Annotated in this window: 17 protein-coding genes and 6 pseudogenes; 9 read left to right on the forward strand and 14 right to left on the reverse strand. The window is 72.1% G+C overall.

What is annotated here, in order from left to right; all coding sequences use genetic code 11:
• Positions 1 to 11 precede the first annotated feature (11 nt).
• On the reverse strand, positions 12 to 665 hold the full coding sequence (locus ID554_RS04185; RefSeq protein ID WP_117226590.1) for a trimeric intracellular cation channel family protein: 654 nt from the start codon (positions 663 to 665) through the stop codon (positions 12 to 14).
• A gap of 40 nt (positions 666 to 705) precedes the next feature.
• Positions 706 to 924 carry a DUF3039 domain-containing protein gene (locus ID554_RS04190; protein ID WP_117226591.1) on the reverse strand — a complete coding sequence of 73 codons (219 nt, stop codon included), beginning with the start codon at positions 922 to 924 and terminating at the stop codon, positions 706 to 708.
• A gap of 89 nt (positions 925 to 1,013) precedes the next feature.
• On the opposite strand from ID554_RS04190, the gene ID554_RS04195 reads away from it, so the two are divergent.
• Positions 1,014 to 1,943 (forward strand): pseudouridine-5'-phosphate glycosidase, encoded by a 930-nt coding sequence (locus tag ID554_RS04195; protein WP_117226592.1) that lies wholly within the window; start codon positions 1,014 to 1,016, stop codon positions 1,941 to 1,943.
• Positions 1,940 to 2,881 carry a carbohydrate kinase family protein gene (locus tag ID554_RS04200; protein ID WP_223884433.1) on the forward strand — a complete coding sequence of 314 codons (942 nt, stop codon included), beginning with the start codon at positions 1,940 to 1,942 and terminating at the stop codon, positions 2,879 to 2,881. The genes ID554_RS04195 and ID554_RS04200 overlap by 4 nt, the downstream gene beginning before the upstream one ends.
• A gap of 69 nt (positions 2,882 to 2,950) precedes the next feature.
• On the opposite strand, the gene ID554_RS04205 is transcribed toward ID554_RS04200, so the two are convergent.
• Positions 2,951 to 3,304, reverse strand: coding sequence for a DUF3099 domain-containing protein (locus ID554_RS04205; RefSeq protein ID WP_117226593.1), 354 nt, complete (start codon positions 3,302 to 3,304; stop codon positions 2,951 to 2,953).
• An 88-nt stretch (positions 3,305 to 3,392) separates the two neighbouring features.
• The gene (locus ID554_RS04210; protein ID WP_191088712.1) at positions 3,393 to 3,974 is read right to left on the reverse strand and encodes an HhH-GPD-type base excision DNA repair protein; all 582 of its coding nucleotides are present in this window, start codon (positions 3,972 to 3,974) and stop codon (positions 3,393 to 3,395) included.
• 120 nt (positions 3,975 to 4,094) lie between these two features.
• Here ID554_RS04210 and ID554_RS04215 point away from each other — a divergent pair.
• The 3 pseudogenes from ID554_RS04215 to ID554_RS04225 all read left to right on the forward strand — a co-directional run.
• A pseudogene (locus tag ID554_RS04215) lies at positions 4,095 to 4,566 on the forward strand (extracellular solute-binding protein); the annotation flags it as partial.
• Positions 4,524 to 4,844, forward strand: a pseudogene (locus ID554_RS04220) (ABC transporter permease subunit); the annotation flags it as partial. The pseudogenes ID554_RS04215 and ID554_RS04220, both read left to right, overlap by 43 nt.
• A 26-nt stretch (positions 4,845 to 4,870) precedes the next feature.
• Positions 4,871 to 5,530: pseudogene (locus ID554_RS04225) on the forward strand (ABC transporter ATP-binding protein); the annotation flags it as partial.
• A gap of 99 nt (positions 5,531 to 5,629) precedes the next feature.
• Here ID554_RS04225 and ID554_RS04230 read toward each other — a convergent pair.
• Positions 5,630 to 6,850 carry a S8 family peptidase gene (locus ID554_RS04230; RefSeq protein WP_117226595.1) on the reverse strand — a complete coding sequence of 407 codons (1,221 nt, stop codon included), beginning with the start codon at positions 6,848 to 6,850 and terminating at the stop codon, positions 5,630 to 5,632.
• Between the two features lie 178 nt (positions 6,851 to 7,028).
• Here ID554_RS04230 and ID554_RS04235 point away from each other — a divergent pair, with 178 nt between their 5' ends.
• Together ID554_RS04235 and dtd are read left to right on the forward strand one after the other, a co-directional pair.
• Positions 7,029 to 8,513, forward strand: coding sequence for a DUF7782 domain-containing protein (locus ID554_RS04235; RefSeq protein ID WP_117226596.1), 1,485 nt, complete (start codon positions 7,029 to 7,031; stop codon positions 8,511 to 8,513).
• A gap of 64 nt (positions 8,514 to 8,577) precedes the next feature.
• Positions 8,578 to 9,000, forward strand: coding sequence for a D-aminoacyl-tRNA deacylase (gene dtd / locus ID554_RS04240; protein WP_117226597.1), 423 nt, complete (start codon positions 8,578 to 8,580; stop codon positions 8,998 to 9,000).
• 61 nt (positions 9,001 to 9,061) lie between these two features.
• Here dtd and ID554_RS04245 read toward each other — a convergent pair whose 3' ends face one another.
• Complete coding sequence (locus tag ID554_RS04245) at positions 9,062 to 9,850, reverse strand: sporulation protein (RefSeq protein WP_117226792.1); 789 nt, start codon at positions 9,848 to 9,850, stop codon at positions 9,062 to 9,064.
• Between the two features lie 272 nt (positions 9,851 to 10,122).
• Between ID554_RS04245 and sigB the strand changes: the two genes are divergently transcribed.
• The gene (gene sigB, locus ID554_RS04250; protein ID WP_117226598.1) at positions 10,123 to 11,133 is read left to right on the forward strand and encodes an RNA polymerase sigma factor SigB; all 1,011 of its coding nucleotides are present in this window, start codon (positions 10,123 to 10,125) and stop codon (positions 11,131 to 11,133) included.
• Positions 11,134 to 11,300: 167 nt separating this feature from the next.
• Here sigB and ID554_RS04255 read toward each other — a convergent pair whose 3' ends face one another.
• The 3 genes from ID554_RS04255 to ID554_RS04265 are packed head-to-tail and all read right to left on the reverse strand — an operon-like array spanning position 11,301 to position 15,952.
• Positions 11,301 to 13,853 (reverse strand): bifunctional acetate--CoA ligase family protein/GNAT family N-acetyltransferase, encoded by a 2,553-nt coding sequence (locus ID554_RS04255; protein ID WP_117226599.1) that lies wholly within the window; start codon positions 13,851 to 13,853, stop codon positions 11,301 to 11,303.
• 25 nt (positions 13,854 to 13,878) lie between these two features.
• Positions 13,879 to 15,060 carry an acetoin utilization protein AcuC gene (locus ID554_RS04260; protein ID WP_117226600.1) on the reverse strand — a complete coding sequence of 394 codons (1,182 nt, stop codon included), beginning with the start codon at positions 15,058 to 15,060 and terminating at the stop codon, positions 13,879 to 13,881.
• A gap of 37 nt (positions 15,061 to 15,097) precedes the next feature.
• Positions 15,098 to 15,952 carry a sulfurtransferase gene (locus ID554_RS04265; RefSeq protein ID WP_117226601.1) on the reverse strand — a complete coding sequence of 285 codons (855 nt, stop codon included), beginning with the start codon at positions 15,950 to 15,952 and terminating at the stop codon, positions 15,098 to 15,100.
• A gap of 98 nt (positions 15,953 to 16,050) precedes the next feature.
• On the opposite strand from ID554_RS04265, the gene ID554_RS04270 reads away from it, so the two are divergent.
• The gene (locus tag ID554_RS04270; protein ID WP_117226602.1) at positions 16,051 to 16,740 is read left to right on the forward strand and encodes a metal-dependent transcriptional regulator; all 690 of its coding nucleotides are present in this window, start codon (positions 16,051 to 16,053) and stop codon (positions 16,738 to 16,740) included.
• Between the two features lie 4 nt (positions 16,741 to 16,744).
• Here the strand turns inward: ID554_RS04270 and ID554_RS04275 are convergent, their stop codons facing one another.
• The 5 genes and pseudogenes from ID554_RS04275 to nrdR form a co-directional block, all read right to left on the reverse strand.
• Complete coding sequence (locus ID554_RS04275; protein WP_117226603.1) at positions 16,745 to 16,984, reverse strand: DUF5522 domain-containing protein; 240 nt, start codon at positions 16,982 to 16,984, stop codon at positions 16,745 to 16,747.
• Positions 16,985 to 17,057: 73 nt separating this feature from the next.
• Positions 17,058 to 19,481: pseudogene (locus tag ID554_RS32670) on the reverse strand (vitamin B12-dependent ribonucleotide reductase); the annotation flags it as partial.
• A 180-nt stretch (positions 19,482 to 19,661) separates the two neighbouring features.
• Positions 19,662 to 20,525 (reverse strand): annotated as a pseudogene (locus tag ID554_RS32675) (LAGLIDADG family homing endonuclease); the annotation flags it as partial.
• A 14-nt stretch (positions 20,526 to 20,539) separates the two neighbouring features.
• Positions 20,540 to 21,011, reverse strand: a pseudogene (locus tag ID554_RS32680) (vitamin B12-dependent ribonucleotide reductase); the annotation flags it as partial.
• A gap of 67 nt (positions 21,012 to 21,078) precedes the next feature.
• The gene (gene nrdR / locus ID554_RS04285) at positions 21,079 to 21,567 is read right to left on the reverse strand and encodes a transcriptional regulator NrdR (RefSeq protein WP_117226604.1); all 489 of its coding nucleotides are present in this window, start codon (positions 21,565 to 21,567) and stop codon (positions 21,079 to 21,081) included.
• Positions 21,568 to 21,899: the final 332 nt, after the last annotated feature.

The raw sequence follows: 21,899 nt of genomic DNA on the forward strand, positions 1-21,899 counted from the left end.
GGCCACCAGGGTCACTCCGGCGGTGGCCCGGGCGCCTCGGTGCGGGGTGGGTGCAGCATTGCCACCGGCGCCGACCAGCGACGCCGCAGCGCCACCAGGCGTACGCCGAAGACCAGCACGGCCGCGGCGGTGAGCGGGATCGGGCCGGTCTGGTCGAGGCCGTACAGGACCGTGACCACGATCGCGCCGACCAGTGCCGCGAGCGCGTAGATCTCCCGCCGGAGCACCACCGGTATCTCGCCGGTGAGCAGGTCCCGGACCAGGCCGCCACCGATCGCGGTGAGCATCCCGATCAGGCACGCCCCGACCGCCGGAACCTCAGCTTCGAGCGCTTTGAGGGTGCCGGTGACGGTGAACAGGCCGAGCCCGGCCGCGTCCAGGATCAGGACTGTGGTGCGCAGCCGGGCCAACTGCGGGTGCAGCCAGAAGATCGCCCCGGCGGTCAGCGCGGCGGTGGTCGCGTACCGCCAGTCGCCGAAGGCCAGTGGCGGGGCCTCGTTGATGACGAGGTCACGGAAGATCCCGCCACCGAGGGCGGCGACGAAACCGACGAAGACCACACCGAACAGGTCGAGCCGTTTGGCGACCGCCGCTGAGGCTCCCGCGGCGGCGAAGACCGCGACCCCGGCCAGGTCGGCCAGGAGCAGGGCGGTGGAGGTGGTCACCGCCGCAGGTTACGCGGGCGGACGGGCGATCGGCCCGGGGTCACTCGCGGTACGAGTCGTAGATCTCCTTGCACTTGGGGCAGACCGGCGAACCCTTCTTGGGGGTCTTCGTCACCGGGAAGGTCTCCCCGCACAGTGCTACGACGAAGGTGCCCATGACGGCACTCTCGGCGATTTTTTCCTTCCGGACGTAGTGGAACATCTCCGGACCGGTGTCGGCGTCCTTCAGCTCCGGACGCTCGAGTACCTGTGTGCTCACGTCTGCACCTCCAACCGTCAAGTCTGGCAGGTCACTGTGGCCCCGGTCCACCTGAGGTGACCGGGGCGGCGGCAGTACGGTGGGCGACTGTGACCGACTTTCACCTTCGCCACGGCACCGAGGTGGCCCGGGCGCTGCGCGAGCGGCGTCCTGTGGTCGCCCTGGAGAGCACCATCGTCTCGCACGGCCTGCCCCGGCCGGACAACCTGCGGGTGGCCCGGGAGATCGAACAGGCCGTCCGGGACGCAGGCGCCGTCCCGGCCACCATCGGGATGGTCTCCGGCGAACTCGTGGTGGGCCTCGACGACGCCGAGCTGACCCGGCTGGCCACCGCCGAGGACGTGACCAAACTCTCCGTACGCGATCTCGCGGTGGCCGCCGCGACCGGCGCGGACGGCGCCACCACGGTGGCCGCGACGAGCGCGGTGGCGGCCCGGGCCGGCATCGGTGTGTTCGCCACCGGTGGCCTGGGCGGGGTGCACCGCGAGGCCGCGCAGACCTTCGACGAGTCGGCCGATCTGGTCACCCTCGCCCGGACGCCGATCGCAGTGGTCTGCGCCGGCGTCAAATCGATCCTCGACGTGGGCGCGACGTTGGAGCGCCTGGAGACCCTCGGGGTGGCCGTGGTCGGCTACCGCACCCGCCGGTTCCCGGGCTTCTTCATCACCGACAGCGGCTTCGACCTGGACTGGTCCGTCGATTCGCCGGAGCTGGTCGCCGACGCGCTGGCCGCCCGCGAGGCGCACGGCGTGCACCACGGTGGTCTGCTCGTCGCCAACCCGCTGCCCGTCGACGAGCAACTCGACCCGGACCTGCACGACCGCACCCTCGCCGAGGGACTGGCGCGGCTGGAGCGCGACGGAGTGAGCGGCAAGGCGGTCACGCCGTACCTGCTCTCCCACTTCCACTCCGCGACCGAAGGGGCCAGCCTGGCGGTCAACGTCCGGACCATCCTGCGCAACGCCGATCTCGCCGCCCGGATCGCGGTGGCCGCCGCCACCCGACGCGACGCCGCGTGAACGGATTTGGCGTACGGACCGGCACCGGAGCGCGCCGCGTCGGCGTCGCCGGCCGGGTGCTTTTGGTCGGTGACGTGATCACCGACGTGCTGGCGGTGCTGGCCGCCCCGTTGGCCCGTGGCACGGACACGCCTGCGGCGATCCGGTTCACCGGCGGCGGGCAGGCCGCGAACACCGCCGCCTGGCTGACCACGCAGAGCGTGCCGGTGACTCTGGTCGGCGCGGTCGGCGACGACGCCGCCGGACGGGACCGGATCGCGGAGCTGACCGCCGTGGGCGTCGACTGCGCGGTGCGGACGGTGACCGGGGTCGGCACCGGCACGGTGATCGTGCTGGCCGGTGGTGGCGAACGCACGATGGTCACCGAACGCGGGGCGAACGTGCGGCTGCGGCCCGAACAGGTCGACGCCGCGCTGGCCGAGGCGCCGGAGGCGAGCCACCTGCACCTGTCCGCGTACACCCTGTTGGACCCGGAGTCCCGCCCGGCGGGCCGGCACGCGTTGGCCGCCGCCCGCGAGCGCGGCCTCACCACCAGCGTGGACGCGGCCTCCGCGGCGCCGCTGCGGGCCGTCGGCTCGGCGGCCTTCCTGTCCTGGGTACGCGGGGTCGACCTGCTGCTGGTGAACACCGACGAGGCGACGGTGCTGGCCGGCGGCCTGGATCCGGCCGCCCAGGGGCGGGCACTGGCCGCCACCGCCCGGCGGGTGGTGGTCAAGCGCGGTGGGGCGGGCGCCACCTGGGTCGAGCGGACCGGCACGGTCGTCACCTCACCGGCCCGTCGGGTCGCGGTGGTGGACGTGACGGGGGCGGGCGATGCCTTCGCGGCCGGGCTGCTCGCCGCCTGGCTGGCCGGTGCGACTCCGGAGGCCGCCCTGAACCGGGCCACCGACCTCGGCGCGGCGGCGGTCTCCCAGGTGGGCGCCCGACCGGTCGCCTGAACCGCTCGATCAGTTCCGCCCGGGTCGGGGCGTTCCGACCCACGCTCCCCGGGTGGGACTGCGCCCGCGTCAGGGCTCGGCGTCAATGACCTTGTGCGGCCGTTCCTCGGCGGTGAGGCTCATCGTCGGTGCCTCCTGCCGCCGCCGTGCCGACCGGCCGATCAGACGGTGCTGTTCCTTCGGCGGCCGGTCGTTGGCCAGCAGCACCGCGAGCCACGGGACGACGATCATGCCCAGCGCCACCAGCGGCAGCCAGAGCCAGAGCAGGGGCGCCCGCATGCCGACCAGGATCGCGCCCACGATCACGCAGGCCACCCGGACGCCCATCATCGCGACGTACCGCCGCTGCCGGCTGGTGAGCTGGTCGTGCTGGCTGCGCGAGGCGTCGGTGATGAGGATCGGCCGGTACGCCTGATGCTTCACCGTGTACCTCCTTGAGGGGTCGCTCCCATCCTGTCACCTCGACCGGGCCCACGACGACGTTCGTCGGGCCATCGCCTCGCCGGACCGCTCAGCCCCCGGCGGCCTTCGCCTTCGCCGCCGCCTTCTGCTGCTGCTTGTACTCCCGGACCAGGCGCAACGACTCGGCGTCGGTGACGTCGGCCACCGACCGGTGGACCTCCGGCTCGCCGTAGCCGCCGGCCGCCTCCTGCCAGCCCGGCGGTCGTACGCCGAACCGCTTGCCGAGCAGGGCGAGGAAGATCTGCCCCTTCTGCCGGCCGAGCCCCGGCAGGGCGGTGATCCGCGTGAGCAGTTCCGCACCGTCGGCGGGGTCGGCCCAGAGCCGGGCGGCGTCGCCGTCGTACCGGTCGACCAGCGCCCGGCAGACCTCCTGCACGCGGGCCGCCATCGCCTTCGGGAACCGGTGCAGCGCCGGCGGCTGGGCGAAGAGAGCCACCAACGCCTCCGGGTCGTACTCGGCGAGTTCCCGGGCGTCCAGGTCGTGACCGAGCCGCTGGGCCAGCACGTACGGCGAGGAGAACGCCTTCTCCATCGAGACCTGTTGGTCCAGAACCATCCCCGTCAGCAGCGCCAGCGGACTCTGCGTGAGCAGCCGGTTCGCCTCCGGGTCGATGGGCAGTGCGAGTGTCATGCCCCTCATCCTGCCCGCCCCGGCCGCAGCAGGTGATCCAACACTCAGCTTGATTCCGGATTAGGTTAGGCCGTGCTAACTCCGGCGCTCGGTCGCCCCGGGCCGCGGAGGAAAGGGTTCATCGTGCTTCTCACCCGCCGTACCACCGGCGCGTTGCTCGCCGCCAGCTTGCTCACCGTCGGGCTGGCCGCCTGCGGATCAGGTGAGGAGGACGGACGCGGCGGCAGACTCGGGCCAGTCGACCGACAAGTCGATCACCGTCAACGCCCGGTACGCGAACACCGCGCAACTCGCCGCCCAGCTCGTGGAGGAGGGCGACCGGTCCCCCGCCGACGTGTTCTTCGCGCAGGACGCGGGCACCCTGGGCACCGTGGCCAAGCAGGGCATGTTCACCACGCTCGCCGAGGAGACCACGGCGAAGGTGCCGGCGTCCTACCGCGCCGGCAACGGCCAGTGGGTCGGCGTGAGCGCCCGCGCCCGGGTGCTGGCGTACAACGCCGACCTGGTGAAGGCCGAGGAGTTGCCCGCATCGGTGTTCGACCTGACCGGCCCGGCCTGGAGGAGGTGGCCCGGTCGCTCGGCCGTGGCCCCTGGACCGTGCTGCGCACGGTGGCCCTGCCGCTCACCCTGCCGGGCATCGGCGCCGGGGCCGCGCTGGTCTTCCTCACCGGCATGAAGGAACTCCCGGCCACCCTGCTGCTGCGCCCCACCGGCACGGACACCCTCGCCACCGAGTTGTGGACGAGTACGGCCGTCGGCGCCTACGCGGCGGCGGCCCCCTACGCCGCGCTGCTGGTGCTGATCTCGGCGGTACCCACCTGGCTGCTGGTCGCCCGCAGCGGCCTGCTCGACCGGGAACGCAACGCATGAAACACGCAACGGAGTGGAGGGGTGGCATGAGTGACGTCGTGCTCGACGGGGTGGTCAAGCGGTACGGGCGGGTCACCGCGTTGGCTAGCGCCGACCTCAGCGTGCCGTCCGGGCAGTTGACCGCGGTGCTCGGGCCGTCCGGCTGCGGCAAGACCACGTTGCTGCGCTGCCTGGCCGGCTTCGAGCGGCTCGACGGCGGCGAGATCCGGATCGACGGCGCGGTGGTCGCGGGCGGCGGCCGGCACCTGCCGGCGCACCGGCGCCACATCGTGGTGGTGCCCCAGGAGGGTGCCCTCTTCCCGCATCTGCGGGTCGCGGTGGCCCGCGCGCTCGCGCCCCGACCGTCGGTGGTGCTGCGCGACGAGCCGTTCAGCGCTCTGGACGCGGGGCTGCGCGCCGGGCTGCGGCACGACGTACGCGAGGCGCTGCGCGCCGACGGGGCGACCGGTATGCTGGTCACCCACGACCAGGGTGAGGCGCTGTCGGTCGCCGACAAGGTGGTGGTGCTGCGCGACGGTCGGGTGGTGCAGGCCGCCGCGCCGACCACGGTCTACCGGAAACCGGCCGACCCGTGGGTGGCCGGCTTCGTCGGTGACGCGGGCGCGGGTCTTTCCGGCGGACGCCGCGCGCAGGTCCCCGGTCGACCTCGCCGCCTGACCTCGACCGGTGGTCCGGCGGGCCCTGGTCGGCACCGGTGGCGTCGGCCCGGTTCGGTCTGGTCTTCGGTGGTCACGCGCGGGCCCGGCGGACGCTGGAGCCGTCCGCCGGGCCGGTGTGCGTCAGGGTCAGTTGACCACGAACAGCAGGCGGTTCGGCGAGCCGCTGCCCGGGCTGGTCACCACGCCGGTGGTGGCGTTACTGGTCAGGTAGTTCTTGACCTGGGCCGGGGTGTAGGACGGGTTGGCCGAGAGCACGAGCGCGGCGGCGCCGGCCACGTGCGGGGAGGCCATCGAGGTGCCGCTCAGCGTGCTGGTCGCGGTGTTGCTGGTGTGGTACGCGGACAGCACGCTCGACCCGGGCGCGAAGATGTGCACGCAGGAGCCGTAGTTCGAGAAGGACGACCGGGCGTCGGTGCTGGTCGTCGAGCCGACGGTGATGGCGGTCGAGGTGCGGGCAGGCGAGTAGTTGCAGGCGTTGGCGTTGAAGTTGCCGGCCGCCACCGCGTAGCTGACGCCGGAGGCGATCGAGTTGGCCACCGCGTTGTCGATCGTGCTGCTGGCCCCGCCGCCGAGGCTCATGTTCGCCACGGCCGGCTTCACCGCGTTGGCGGTCACCCAGTTGACCCCGTTGACCACGCTGGCGGTGGTGCCGCCACCGGAGCAGTTGAGCACCTTCACCGCGACCAGGCGGACGGACTTGGCGACGCCGTACGTCGCGCCGCCGACGGTCCCGGCGACGTGGGTGCCGTGGCCGTTGCAGTCGGTGTTGTTGGAGTCGACCGTGTTGGTACCCCAGGTGGCCCGGCCACCGAACTGGTTGTGGGTGGTCCGGATGCCGGTGTCGATGATGTAGGCCCGTACGTTCGAGGCCGTGTTCGGGTAGGTGTAGGTGCCGCTCAGCGGACGGTTCCGCTGGTCGATGCGGTCCAGGCCCCAGGTGGGGTTGGTCTGGGTGGCCTGGACGGTGAACGCTTGGTCCTGCTCGACGTACGCGACCGCCGAGTTGGCGGCGAGCCGGGCCGCCTGCTTCGCGGACATCTTGGCGGCGAAGCCGGTCAGTGCCGCCGAGAAGGTGTCGGAGACGCTGCCCCCGTACCGCTGGACCAGGGCGGTGGCCCGGTCCGGCACTGCGGTGCGAGCCGCCGACGAACCGGCGGCGCCGACCGCGTCGGAGCGCAGGACGACGAGGTAGCTGCCGCTGACCGCGTTCGCGGCGCCGGCGCCACGGATCTCGCCGGTGGGTGCGGCGACCGCCGCGGTGGTGCTGGCCGCCGAGACGGCCGCCGCGGTGGCGACGACGGCGAGCGCCCGGATGACGTGCCGTCGCGCGGTGAACCCTGAGGACATCGTCTGCCTCCCTAACCGGAACGACCGACCGGGTCATGGCCGGACGGTGCGTCCCATGGACTCGAATGGATGAGATGCTAGCGCTAGATCGATGAACATGACAGAGATGTTCATCGATTGACTGAGATTGTCACGGGCGCCCGCACCCCGCCCCGACGTCACCAGGCAGGATGGCGGTGTGGACGGAAACGACATGCTGCTCTCCCCCGCCGGCGTCGAGGCGCTGCGGACCGCGTTGACGCGAGCCGCGTTCACCGCCAACGGCATCGCCACCCGGCTCGGCCCGCAGGCCACCGGCGGGGTGGCCCGCAACGACTTCCGGGCCGCGCTGCGCGCCACCACCGACGGTGATCCGCTCGCCACCCTGATCCGGGTCTTCGTCTGCGAGCAGACCGAGCCGGAGGCCGCCGTCGCCGCCGCGCTGGCGCCGCTCTCGATCGACGAGGCGCTCGCCGCCGGACTCGTCGAGCGGTACGGCGACGGGCTGCGGATGGGGCTGGACCTCGAACCGTACGGCGACGACTGGTGGGTGCTGGCGGATGTGCCGGCGAGCGCCCGCCCCGGTCGCTCGCTGCACGCCGAGCACGTGCTGGGCATCGGCGGGGCGACCCAGACAATGATCGGCGCGGCCGTCCGGCAGCCGGTGGGGAGCGCGCTCGACCTGGGCACCGGCTCCGGCGTCCAGGCCCTGCACCTGAGTACGCACGCCCGGCAGGTCACCGCCACCGACGTCTCCCGGCGGGCGCTACGGTTCGCCGCCACCACCGCCGCGCTCAACGGCCAGCAGTGGGAGCTGCTGCGCGGCGACATGGTGGAACCGGTCGCCGGTCGCCGCTTCGACCTGGTGGTCAGCAACCCGCCCTTCGTGGTCGGGCCGGGCACCACCACGCACGTCTACCGCGACTCGGGGCGGGTCGGCGACGCGATCGGCGCCGAGTTGGCTGCCGCCGCCGACGGGCTGCTCACCGAGGGCGGCACCATGCAGTACCTCGCGAACTGGGTGCACGTGGCCGGGGAGGACTGGGGCGAGCGGGTGGCCGGCTGGTTCGCCGGGACCGGCCTGGACGCCTGGGTGATCCAGCGCGAGGTCGCCGACCCGATGGCGTACGTCAACCTCTGGCTCACCGACGTCGGCGAGGCGACCGACCCGCAGCGGATGGCCGACTGGCTGGACTGGTTCGACGCGCACAAGGTGGAGGCGATCGGCTTCGGCATCGTCTCGCTGCGTCGCGGCGGGCACGACGACCCGGTGCTGCGGGTGGAGGACCTGCGACAGCGGGTGCAGGCCCCGATGGGCGACCGGGTCGCGGCCTGGTTCGACCGGCAGGACTGGCTGCGCCGGCAGGGCGCCGACGGGCTGCTGGACGCCCGCTACCGCGCCGCCGACGGGCTCCAGTTGCGGCAGGAGGCGACCATGGGCCCGGAGGGCTGGGGCGTCGACCGGCAGGTCCTCACCATGCCGCACGGGCTGCGTTGGACCGAGGAGATCGATCCGCTGGTACTCGCGCTGGTGGGTGGCGCCGACGGGCGCCTGCCGCTGCGCGACCAGATCGCGCTGCTCGCCGTCGCGCACGACGTGACCCCGGACGAGCTCGGCGAGGCAGCCGGACCGATCGTGGCGCACCTGGTCGAACGCGGCTTCATCGAGCCGGTGCGGTCGTGACGCGCCCCGACCCGGCACGGCCGTCCGGGTACGACGACCCGACGACGACCGAGGAACGGCGCTGATGCGGGCGGTGGTGCAGACCGTCGGACGGGCCGGTGTCACCGTCGACGGTGAGGTGGTCGGCGCGGTCGAAGACGGCCTGCTGGTGCTGGTCGGGGTGACGCACACGGACACCGCCGAGACCGCCCGGACGCTGGCCCGCAAGGTGTACGAGCTGCGCATCCTGGACGACGAGCGGTCCGCCGCCGACGTCGGGGCGCCGATCCTGGTGGTCAGCCAGTTCACGCTCTACGGCGACGCCCGCAAGGGACGCCGTCCGAGCTGGACCGCAGCGGCTCCCGCCGAGGTGGCCGAGCCCCTGGTCGACGCGGTGGTGGAGGCGCTGCGTCAACGCGGCGCGACGGTCGCCACCGGCCGCTTCCGGACGCACATGCTGGTCGAGAGCGTCAACGTCGGGCCGCGCACCATCCTCCTCGACCTCTGACGCGCGACCACGGGGCGGGTGGGCGTCGGACCACGTCGCCCGCCCGTCCCGTGGTCACCGGTCAGCCGAAGAGCCCCCGGCGTTGCAGGGACTGACGCAGCCACCCGTCGAGCTGCGCCGCCCAGTCCGTACGGTCCATCGTGGCGTAGTCGACGGTGAAGCGGCCGAAGACGTCCCGTCCCTCGCTCAACAGGCCGCCGCGCTTGTCCAGCTCCAACACCACCTGCATCTGCCGGGGATCGGCGACGAAGGTGACCTCCAGTTGCTTCATCGCACCCGCGTACTGCGGCGCGGGATAGAACTCGATCTCCTGGTAGAACGGCAACGTCTGGTGCACGCCGTAGATGTGTCCCCGCTCGACGTCCGCCCGGGCGAACCGGAAACCGAGCCGCAGCAGCGCCTCCAGCAGCCGCTCCTGCGCCGGCAGCGGGTGCACCGCCACCGGGTCGAGGTCACCCTTGTCCAGCGCCCGGGCCACCTCCAACTCGGTACGCAGCCCCATCGTCATCCCGTACAGGTGCTGCCCGTACAGCTCGGTGACCGGCATCTCCCAAGGCACCGGGAACCGGAACGGGACGTCGTAGCGCTGCCCGGCCTCCAGGCGAAACGGGCCGGTCACCTGCTGCCGGTGGAACTCCTGGTTCGTGACGTACTCGCTGTCGCCGCTCTCCACCTCGACCCGGGTCATCAACCCCAGAGCCACGTACGAGATGTCCACCCCGTGCTCGCCTCCGGTCACCGCGATGCTGCCCGTCAGCTCGCCGCCCGGCCGGCAGTTCGAGTTCGTCAGCACCGTCTCCACGGACGGGCCGCCGACTCCCATCGCCTGCATGAGCCGCTTGAAGACCACCGTTGCCTCCGTCGTGTGATCGCCCGATCCCGGCACCCGGGGTACGGGGTTGCGCCGGCCCGACGGCCGACCGCTGGCACGGTAACCCGGCGCCACCAAGTCGCATCTGCCGAACCGGCACACCGACCCGCAAGGAGGGGGTAACGGAACGGTCACTGTCGGTTCTCCGATCGCCTCACTCCCGTTTTACGCCTCACCCGCCAAGCTGGGTGTCACCGGCTGCTACTGGGCCGGGGCGACACGGCACGGACGTGGAACGGGGAGAGACAGAGATGGCCCTGCAGATGATGGAGCACCGGATGCGCGCCGGCACCGAGGCGGAGCACGGCGTCGACACCCTTACCGACCTGGACGCCACCGACGAGCGCGGCGTCTCCACCGACCTGGTCCGCGCGTACCTCAACGGGATCGGCCGGACCAAGCTGCTCACCGCGGCCGAAGAGGTGGACCTGGCGAAGCGGATCGAGGCCGGATTGTTCGCCGAGGAGAAGCTGTCCACCTGCACCCCACTCTCGGCCGACCTGCACGCCGACCTGGCAGTGGTCGCGCAGCAGGGGCGGGCCGCCAAGAACCACCTGCTGGAGGCGAACCTCCGCCTCGTGGTGAGCATCGCCAAGCGGTACACCGGCCGTGGCATGGCCTTCCTCGACCTCATCCAGGAAGGCAACCTCGGCCTCATCCGCGCCGTCGAGAAGTTCGACTACACCAAGGGCTACAAGTTCTCCACCTACGCCACCTGGTGGATCCGCCAGGCCATCACCCGCGCCATGGCCGACCAGGCCCGCACCATCCGCATCCCGGTGCACATGGTCGAGCAGGTCAACCGGATGGTCCGGGCCCGCCGCGAACTGTCCGTCTCGCTGGGCCGGGAGCCCACGGTGGCCGAGGTCGCCCACGCGCTGGACGTACCCGAGTTCCAGGTCATCGAGCTGATCTCGTACGACCGGGAGCCGGTCAGCCTGGACCAGGCCGTCGGCGAGGACGGGGAAAGCGCACTGGGTGACTTCGTCGCCGCCGTCGACCCGGCCGGCGAGCCCGGCGACGCCACCGCCCAGGGCGAACTGCGCAACGAGGTGAGCATCGTGCTCGCCACGCTGTCCCAGCGCGAGCAGGCGGTCATCCGGCTGCGGTTCGGGCTCGACGACGGCCGGCAGCGTACCCTGGACGAGGTCGGCCGCGAGTTCGGACTGTCCCGCGAGCGGATCCGGCAGATCGAAAAGGTGACGCTGCTCAAGCTGCGGGCCCCGGAGCGGGCGCAGCGGCTGGAAGCGTACGCCTCCTGACGTGACTGGTGTGCGATCGGCCCCGGCGGTGCGCCGGGGCCGATGTCGTATGTGCCCGGGGTCGTATGTGCCCGGGTGCGACCGTCCCGGGCGGCTCGTGTCGGGCGGCCGCGATGTAAGGAAGGGTCCCTTCCTATACACGAGGCGTTAGTAGGGGACCCTTCCTTTCACAAACGGCGGGGGCCGGTGTCGGGGCGGGCGGCGGCCGAGCCGATCCGGACCGAGGCGTGCAGCACGGACAACCCGTCCGGACGGGCCAGCACCGGGTTCAGCGTCAGTGCGCGTACCCGGGGCTGTTCGTCGGCGAGCCGCCCGATGCGCAGCAGCAGGTCGGCCAGGGCCGCCCGGTCCACGGGAGCGGCACCACGGTGACCCCGCAGCAGGGGTGCCGCCCGTGGGGCGTCGACCAGCTCGGTCGCGTCCCGGTCGGTCAACGGCACCGCCCGCCAGGCCCGGTCGCCGAGCAGGTCGGTGGCGACCCCACCGAGACCGAAGCCCACCACCGGGCCGAACGCCGGGTCCTCGACCAGCTCCACCACGCAGGCCACCCCGGGCGGCACCATCGGCTGCACCAGCACGTCCGCACCGAACACGGCGGCCAGCTCGGCGTACGCGCGGCGGACCGTGTCGGCGTCGGGCAGGTCGAGGCGGACCGCACCGAGGTCGAGGCGGTGCCGTAGTCCACCGGAGGCAGCCTTGAGCGCCACCGGGAAACCGAGCCGCGTCGCCGCGTCGACCGCCGCGTCGACCGAGTCGATCCGCGCCGACTCGACCACGTCGATGCCGTACGCGGCGAGCAGCGCCTCCGGATCGCCACCGTCCGCCCGCAGCGCCACCTGCGCCGCCACCGGATCGACATCGGAAAGATCGGGCAGTACGCCGGCGGGACGACGCCGCCAGTTCGCGTACGCGGTGACCCGGGCCAGCGCGTGTACCGCCTCCTCCACGCTCGGGTAGGCAGGCGTGCCCGCCGGGGCCCGACCGACCAGGAAGGTGGCCACCGTCGGCTTGTCGGTCGTGGGCGCGGTGAGCGCGGCGGCGAAGTCCGCCTCGGTGCCGGTGAGCTGCCCCGGCAACGGTGGTGCGAAGAGGACCACCAGCGCGTCGACCGAGTCGTCGGCGGCGGCCCCGGCGAGCGCCGCGCCGAACTCGGCGGCACTGGCCCGGGGACCGACGTCGCGTGGGTAGCCCGGTGCGACCCGCAGGCCGTGTGCCGCGCAGGCGGTGGCCGCCAGTCCGGCCAATGCCGAGGAGTTGGCGACCACACCGACCCGGTTCCCGACCGGCAGTGGTTGATTGGCCAGCAGCGCCCCGACGTCGAGCAGTTCGGCGACGGTGTCCACCCGGATCACCCCGGACTGGGCGAACAGGGCGCTCACCGCCGTCTCGTCCGGGCCTGCGGAGTCGCCCAGCCCGGGCGGGCGGGCCGGGGAGGCCAACGCCACCACCGGTTTGTCGCGGCCGATCCGCCGGGCCAGTCGGGCGAACTTGCGCGGGTTGCCGAAGGTCTCCAGATACAACATGATCACGTCGGTGGCGGGGTCGTCCTGCCAGTACTGCAACAGGTCGTTACCGGAGACGTCGGCCCGGTTGCCGGCCGAGACGAAGCTGGACAGGCCCAGCCCGCGCCGGTCCGCCTCGGCCAGCAGCGCCACCCCGAACACGCCCGACTGGCTGAAGATGCCGACCCGGCCGGGCACCGGCAGGCGTGGCGCGAGGGTGGCGTTGAGGCGTACCGCCGGGTCGGTGTTGGCCACCCCGAGGCAGTTGGGGCCGATCACCCGCATGCCCGCCGCGTGGGCGGCGCGCACCAGGGTGCGCTGCACGGCGGCGCCCGCCATCCCCGCCTCGGCGAAGCCCGCCGAGATGACCACCAGGCCGTGTACGCCGGCCACCGCGGCGTCGGCGACCACCTCGGGCGCCGACTCCGGCGGCACCGCCACCACGGCCAGGTCGACCGGCAGGCCGGCGTCGACCGCCGACGGGTACGCGGGCAACCCGGCCACCCGGGCGGCGGTCGGGTGCACCGGCACCACCGACCCGGCGTACCCGCCGTCGCGCAGGTGCCCGAGCACCGCCGCGCCGACGCCCTGGCCGGTGGCGCTGGCACCGTAGACGACCACGCCGCGCGGGGCGAGCAGCCGGGCGATGGACCGGGCCTCGGTGCGGTGCTCCCGCCCGCGCTGCACCTCCAGGGTCGCTTCGGTGGGCGCGATCGGAAAGGTCAGGTGCACCACGCCGTCGGCGAACTGGCGCTGGATCTGGTAGCCGAAGTCGGCGAAGACGCGCAGCATCGCGCCGTTGGCCGGCAACACTTCGGCCACGAAGTTGACGATCCCGCTGCGCCGGGCCGCGTCGGCGAGGTGTTCCAGCAGCACCGAGCCGATGCCCCGGCCCTGGTATGCGTCCTCGACCACGAACGCGACCTCGGCGTCGGGCGAGGCCGGGCCGAGCCGCTCGTACCGGCCGACGGCGACGATCCGGTCGCCGACGAGCACCACGAACGCCTCCCGGTCGCGGTGGTCGACGTTGACGAAGCGGTGCAGGTCCCGCTCGGGAATGCGCGGGTACGGCGAGAAGTACCGCAGGTAGCGGGTGCGCTCGGAGAACCGGGAGTGCATCTCGACGATCGCCGCCGCGTCGGAGGGGCGGATCTGTCGCAACTGGACGGTGCTGCCGTCGCTGAGCAGCACGTCCACGGCTGGTTCGGTTGTGGTCACCTCGGGCGGCCCTCCCCCGGCCAGCTCAGTCGCGCGGGTCGTACGGATCGAGGCCGAGCAGCGGGAAGACGGCCTTCCGGGTGGCTGCGATGGCCCGGTCCACCGGGTTCGGCTCGCCGGTGGGCTGCCACGGCTCGTAGCCCGGGTCGACGTCGTCGGTCATCCGCAGCGGGATGTCGGCACCGGGACGCCGGGCCCGGGCCAGGTCCCGCCAGCCCGGCGGAGTCAGCGTGGCCGGGTCCAGCGGCGCGCCGGTGGCCACCGCCAGCAGGTGCGTCCAGGCCCGGGGCACCACCTCGACGAGCGCGTACCCGCCCCCGCCGGTGGCCACCCACCGGCCGTCGCACAGCTCGTCGGCGAGCGCCCGCAACGCCAGGTAGGTGGCGCGCTGCCCGTCCACCGACAGGTGCAGGTCGGCGAGGGGGTCGACCCGGTGGGCGTCCGCCCCGCACTGGGTGAACAGCACCTGTGGACGGAAGGCGCGCAGCACCGACGGCACGATCGCGTGGAAGGCGCGTTGCCAGCCGGCGTCCTCCACCCCGGGCGGCAGCGGGACGTTGACCGCGCTGCCGGCGGCGTTCGGGCCACCCGTCTCGTCCGGGAACCCGGTGCCCGGGAACAGCGCGAGCGGGGTCTCGTGCAGGCTGACGGTCAGCACCCGCGGGTCGTCCCAGAAGATCTGCTGCACCCCGTCGCCGTGGTGCACGTCGACGTCGACGTACGCGATGCGCTCCGCGCCCAGGTCGAGCAGCCGGGCGATGGCCACCGCCGGGTCGTTGTAGACGCAGAAGCCGGCGGCCCGGTCGGCCATGGCGTGGTGCAGGCCACCGGCCACGTTGACCGCACGCCGGGCCTGGCCCCGCCACACCGCCTCGGCGGCGGCCACCGTCGCTCCGGCGATCAACGCGCTCGACTCGTGCATTCCCTCGAAGACCGGGTTGTCCGAGGTGCCCAGACCGAAGCCGGTGAAGAACGGTTCGCGCGGCGCCATCCGGACCGCGCCCAGGTAGCGCGGGTCGTGCACCCGGCTGAGCAGTTCGTCGTCGGCCGGGTACGGCTTGACCATGCGGACTCCGGGCCGGTGCAGCACGCCGAGTTCCCAGGCGAGCGCGAGGGTCAACTCCACCCGGACCGGATCGAGCGGGTGGTCGCCGAGGTCGTAGGCGAGCAGCGACTCGTCCCACATCACCACCGTGTCGTCGGACATCTGCCCATGGTCGCACGCGACCGGGCAACCGGCCTGGTCAGGCGTCGGTGCCCGAGCCGGTGGCCACCGGCCGGTCCGGGTCGGCCACCCAGTTGCTCCACGAGCCGACGTACAGCGCGGCGTCCGGACGCCCGGCCAGATGCAACGCGAGCACCGCCTGCGCGGCGGTCACCCCTGAGCCGCAGTACGCCCCCACCGGCGCCCCGGCGGCCACCCCGGCTGCGGCGAAGCGGTCCCTCAGCACCTCGGCGGCCGGGAAGCGGCCCTCGGTGACGTACTCGGAGGCGGGCACGTTCACCGCGCCGGGGACGTGCCCGGCGACCGGGTCGATCGGCTCCTGTTCGCCCCGGTAGCGCGGCGCGGCCCGCACGTCGAGCAGCACCCCGTCAGCGGCGGCCAGCCGGGCGGCGGCCGAGGCGTCGAGCACCGGCAGCGCAGCCGGGCGGACGGTCACGTCGCCGGGTTCGGGCGTCGACACGTCGTCGCTGGTGGACAGGCCAGCGGCCAACCAGGCCGGGAATCCGCCGGACAACAGGCGTACCGGCCGGTGCCCGGCCCAGCGCAACGTCCACCAGGCGCGGGCGGCGGACATGCCGTCACCGCCGTCGTACACCACCACGGGGTGCCCTTCGCGCACCCCGGCGGCCCGCAGTGCCGCCTGCAACGCGGCCGGGTCGGGCAGGGGATGCCGGCCGGCCGGGCCGGGCGGGCCGCAGAGCGCGGTGTCCAGGTCGACGAAGACCGCGCCCGGGACGTGCCCGGCCGCGTAGTCGTCCCGGCCGGGTGGGCCGACCAGGCGCCACCGCACGTCGAGCAGGGTGGGCGGCTCGGCCCCGTCGAGTTCCGCAGCGAGTGACCGCGCCTCGACCAGAAGATCGTCTGTACCGGACATGCATCCAGTCAACACCATCAGTGACGGCAACAGCGGTTCGGTGACCGTCGATCGGGGTGCGGCAGGGTAGCATCGATACCCGGAGGGCCGCTGACACTATGAAGTCTCACGACTTGGTCGATACGACCGAAATGTACCTGCGCACCATCCTCGAACTCGAAGAGGAGGGAGTGCCGCCGCTACGCGCACGGATCGCCGAACGGTTGCGCCAGAGCGGCCCCACCGTGAGCCAGACCGTCGCCCGGATGGAGCGCGACGGCCTGCTCACCGTCGAGGGTGACAGGCACCTCAGCCTCACCGATCTCGGCCGCGCCACCGCCGTCTCGGTGATGCGCAAGCACCGGCTCGCCGAACTGCTGCTGGTCAACGTGATCGGGATGCCCTACGAGGAGGCCCACGAAGAGGCCTGCCGCTGGGAGCACGTGATGAGCGACGCGGTCGAGAAGCGGGTCTACGACCTGCTCAACCGGCCGACCCGGTCGCCGTACGGCAACCCCATCCCGGGTCTGGACGCGCTGGGTCCGCCCGCCCAGACCGAACCGGAGACCGCCGAGAGCGAGCGCAACCTCGCCTTCCCCGGCCTGAGCGGCAAGGTGATCGTCCGGCGGATCTGCGAGAGCGTGCAGACCGACGCCGAGGTGCTGCGCCAACTGCACGCCGCCGGAGTCGACCCCGGGGCCACGGTCACCGTCGCGCAGGAACGCGACGGCGTGTCGATCGACCGTTCCGGCGAGAGCGTCCGGCTGCCCCGCGAGGTCGCCTCCCGGGTCTTCGTCGCCGCCGCCTGACCCGTCACTGGACGTACGGACAGTGCCGGCAGCCCCGGCCGCAGCACGTACCCCGGCGGGCCAGGAAGCCGGCACTGAGCACGAACAGGCCGGTGTCCGGGTCGAGGTAGCCGGCGTCCCCGGCAGCCAGGGCCGCATCGTGCGCGGCGATGATCCGCTGCCGGCCGGGATGCTCGGGCGACAGCCGGGACGGGTGCGGCTCGGTCAGGGGCCGCGCCGCCAGGGGCTTTCGCTCGCCGCTCATCCCGGGCAGTCTAAGGACTGTTCCACGAGCCCCGGGCGGATGATCCACCCGGGGCTCGTCGCGTACTCGTGGATCAGCTGCAGCCGCTGGTGGAGCCGCAGCCCTCGCAGACGTAGCAGCTACCGGCCGGGCGCATCTTCGTACCGCAGGTGAAGCAGAGCGGTGCGTCGGCGGCCTTGCCGATCACGGCCTCCAGCAGCTCGGTGCTGGAACCGACCGACGGTGCCGGCTTGATCGCGGCCGCGTCGGTGAGTTCCTGGGCCGGCTGGGCGACCGGGCCGCTCTTCGGCTCGTCCGGCTTGTCTTCCACCGGGGCGGACGCGGCCATGGCGGTGAGGTCCGTGCCGTTGGCCTCCGCCTCCGCCTCGGTGGCGAGCTGGGCGGCCCGCTCCTTGGCGGTGAAGATGCCGATCTCGGCTCGGCGCTCGTAGGGCAGGAAGTCCAGCGCCAGGCGACGGAAGATGTAGTCCATCACCGAGGCGGCCATCCGCACGTCCGGGTCATCGGTCATGCCGGCCGGCTCGAAGCGCATGTTGGTGAACTTGCTGACGTACGTCTCCAGCGGGACGCCGTACTGCAGGCCGATGGAGATGGCCACCGAGAAGGCGTCCATCACCCCGGCCAGGGTGGAGCCCTGCTTCGACATCTTGAGGAAGACCTCGCCAAGGCCGTCGTCCGGGTAGGACGAGGCGGTGAGGTAGCCCTCGGCGCCGCCGACCGAGAAGGAGATGGTCTCCGAGGGGCGCTTCTTCGGCAGCCGCTTGCGTACCGGGCGGTACTCAACGACCTTCTCCACCACGGGCTCGACCACGGTGGCGGTCGCCTCCGGCTCGGCGGTCTTCTTCTTCGCCGCCGACAGCGGCTGGCCGACCTTGCAGTTGTCCCGGTAGATCGCCAGCGCCTTGAGGCCGAGCTTCCAGCCCTCGAAGTAGATCTTCTCGACGTCGGCGACGGTGGCCTGCTCCGGCATGTTGACCGTCTTGGAGATGGCGCCGGAGATCAACGGCTGGACCGCCGCCATCATCCGTACGTGGCCCATCGGCGCGATGGACCGCTCGCCCATGGCGCAGTCGAAGACCGGGTAGTGCTCCGGCTTGAGGCCGGGGGCATCCACCACGTGTCCCTGGTCGGAGATGTGCTCGACGATCGCCTCCACCTGCTCCTCGTGGTAGCCGAGGCTGCGCAGGGCGCGCGGCACGGTCTGGTTGACGATCTGCATCGAGCCGCCGCCGACCAGCTTCTTGAACTTGACCAACGCCAGGTCCGGCTCGACACCGGTGGTGTCGCAGTCCATCATCAGGCCGATGGTGCCGGTCGGGGCGAGCACGCTGGCCTGCGAATTCCGCCAGCCGTTCCGGTCGCCGATCTTGTTGCCCTGGGTCCACTGCTTGGTGGCTTCGCGGACCACCGCGTTGGCCACCGTGCCGGCCGGCTTGATCTGGTCGTTGGCGGCGGCGTGCTTGCGCATGACCCGCTTGTGCGGCTCGGCGTTGCGGGCGTAGCCGTCGTACGCGCCGACGATGCCGGCCAGCTCGGCCGAGCGGCGGTACGCCGTGCCGGTCATCAACGAGGTGATCGCGGCGGACAGGGAACGGCCCTGGTCCGAGTCGTACGGCAGGCCGGACGCCATCAGCAGGGCACCGAGGTTGGCGTACCCGATGCCGAGCTGCCGGTACGCCCGGGTGGTCTCCCCGATCTTCTCGGTCGGGAAGTCGGCGAAGCAGATCGAGATGTCCATCGCGGTGATGACCATCTCGACGCTGCGGACGAACTTCTCCACCTCGAAGCCACCGTCGGCGCGGAGGAACTTCATCAGGTTCAGCGAGGCCAGGTTGCACGAGGAGTTGTCCAGGTGCAGGTACTCCGAGCACGGGTTCGACGCGGTGATCCGGCCGGTCTCCGGGCAGGTGTGCCAGTCGTTGATGGTGTCGTCGTACTGCAGGCCGGGGTCGGCGCACTCCCAGGCGGCCTGGGAGATGGTGCGGAACAGCTTCTGCGCGTCGATGGTCTCGATCACGGCACCGTCGAGTCGGCCGCGCAGGTCGAAGCCGCCGCCCTGCTCGACCGCCGCCATGAACTCGTCGGAGACCCGGATCGAGTTGTTGGCGTTCTGGTACTGCACGCTGACGATGTCGGCGCCGCCCAGGTCCATGTCGAACCCGGCGTCGCGCAGCGCGCGGATCTTGTCCTCCTCGCGCGCCTTGGTGACCACGAACTCCTCGATGTCCGGGTGGTCGACGTCGAGGATGACCATCTTGGCCGCGCGCCGGGTGGCGCCGCCGGACTTGATGGTGCCGGCGCTCGCGTCGGCGCCGCGCATGAAGCTGACCGGGCCGGAGGCGGTGCCGCCGGAGGAGAGCAGCTCCCGCGAGGAGCGGATCCGGGAGAGGTTGACCCCGGAGCCGGAGCCGCCCTTGAAGATCAGGCCCTCTTCCTTGTACCAGTCGAGGATGGAGTCCATCGAGTCGTCGACGGCGAGGATGAAGCAGTTGTGGACACGGAGGTTTCCGGCCAGGAACTCGCCGCTCTCGGTCTGGATGTCGTAGACCGCCATCGCGCCCAGCGGCTCGATCCGGTCGATCTCCAGCCGCTTGACGTCGTTGGCCGGACGTCCCGGCGTGGCGAAGCTGGCCTCAAGCTTGGCCATCTTCTCCGCGCCGACGAAGCCGATGTGGGTGGCGAAGGCGTCGCGGTCACCGTCGTTCTGGATCCGGACGGTCCACATGTCCTGCCGGTTCGGCCGGGGGTCGGCCTTCCGGGAGACCCGGGAGAAGATCCCGAACCGCAGCAGCAGGCTCTGCACTCCCCGGATGAGCTGCTCGGAGACCATGTCCGCCGCCACGAGGGTCGAACGCTCCCGGGACGAGACGTACCCCTCGGCCTGGAAAATGCTGCGCAGGTACGCCGTGACAACCGGCAGCGGCGCGGTGAACAGCCGCTGCGGCACCGTCATGTCGGCGCCCCGGACCGACAGGTTCCACTTGTCCACGAAGGGCCGCAGATGCTCGCCGTGGAGGCGGGTGCGCCGGCAGTCCAGCTTCTCGTCCTGGGTCGTCACGGTGCGAACCTTGCGGTGCGCGTCCGGGAAGACCTCGTCGATGGTGCCGGTCACCCAGTCCAGTTCGTCGTCGTTGACGGTGATCGCCTCGATCGTCAACGACCGGTTGGCACCCTCGGCGTACTGGCCGACGAACCCGTCCGACTGGAGCCAGCCCGCGAGGGCGGCCTCCCGGATCTCCCGCAGGTCGATCTCGCCCTCGCCGTGGGCGAAGGTCCGGTGCCACTCGAGCTGGTCACCCGGCTCCAGGGTGCCCGCCTCCACCCAACGCCCGGTGCCGACCCCGGTGCTGAGCCAGACGACGTGGTCCGGGGTGACGTCGAGCTGGTAGCCGGCCTTGGTGTGCAGCCGGATGACCTCCCGCACACCGTTGTCCTTGACGGCGACGATCTTGGTTAGCCCGGTTCCGTCGTACACCTTGGTCCCGACGGCCCCGTCCTCGATCAGCTTGCCGATCGGCACCAGGCCGTCCGGGGTGCTCACCAGCGAGTCGTACGGAAGACAGGCGCTGACCTGCTGCGGCGAGGGCGTGCCGACGTTGAACCAGACCGGCGAGTTGAAGCTGAACACCTGGTGCAGCAGCATCCAGGTCAGCTCGTGGGCGAAGACCTCGGCGTCGGCCGGGGTGGCGAAGTAGCCGTACTCCTCACCGGCGGTGCGGTAGGTGGTGACCACCCGGTCGATCAACTGCTTGAGCGACCACTCCCGCTCCGGGGTGCCCACCGCGCCCCGGAAGTACTTGGTGGTCACGATGTTGGCCGCGTTGACGCTCCAGCTCTCCGGGTACTCCACCCCGCGCTGCTCGAAGTTGATTGAGCCGTCCCGCCAGTTGGTCATCACGACGTCGCGGCGCTCCCAGGCGACCTCGTCGTACGGGTGCACGCCCTCGGTGGTCCAGACCCGGTCCACCCTGAGGCCCGCGTTCGCCTTGTTCCGTGACCTGCTTGTTGTCGCACCGTCCCCCGGCATCTCATCCGCCCCCTCGCTCACGCGGGCACCCCGCGTGATCCGACTGTCACTACTGCTGCTCAGAAGTTCACTGCGCGTGGGCCGCTTCGGCCCCGGCACCCTCCCGGGCGCGCGCGGCGGCTCGCAGCGTCTCGATCTCCCGCTCGAAGTCGGCGAGCGAGTCGAACGACCGGTAGACGCTGGCGAATCGCAGGTAGGCGACCTCGTCCAGGTCCCGCAGGGGACCCAGGATGGCCAGCCCGACATCGTGGCTGGGGATCTCGGCGGCCCCCTTGGCGCGGATGGTCTCCTCGACCCGCTGTGCCAGGATCGCGATCGAGTCCTCGTCGACCGGCCGCCCCTGGCACGCCTTGCGCACTCCGCCGATGATTTTCGTACGACTGAACGGCTCGGTCACCCCGCTGCGCTTGACCACCGCCAGCACCGCCTCCTCGACGGTGGTGAACCGTTTGCCGCACTCCGGGCAGGAGCGCCGCCGACGGATCAACTGGCCGTCGTCCGCCTCCCGCGAGTCGACCACCCGGGAGTCGGCGTGCCGGCAGTACGGACACCGCATAGCGCGACCTCCTTGATCGACTTCGAGTGGTGCCCCCACCCACCTCCGGGCACACGCAGGGACGGCGGAGCCGTCCCGCAGGACGACCGCCGGCTCGGCGGTGCAGAAGCGCGGTGGGTAGTCCAACCCAACCTGTAGGCGACTTACGCCAATGTGACTACTACATCTAGGGGTCGACCGTATGTCGCTGGCGATCCGAGGTCAAGTTGACCGGCGTGTCCGGCGCGCCACCCGACAGCCCACCTACTCCCCCCTCTCCGCGCAACCGGAGAACCCAACGCGAACCGGTGGCGGGGGTTACCGTCCGGCCGGACAGGACCACCGACTATCCG

This window comes from Micromonospora craniellae, from assembly GCF_014764405.1.
Classification (GTDB): domain Bacteria; phylum Actinomycetota; class Actinomycetes; order Mycobacteriales; family Micromonosporaceae; genus Micromonospora; species Micromonospora craniellae.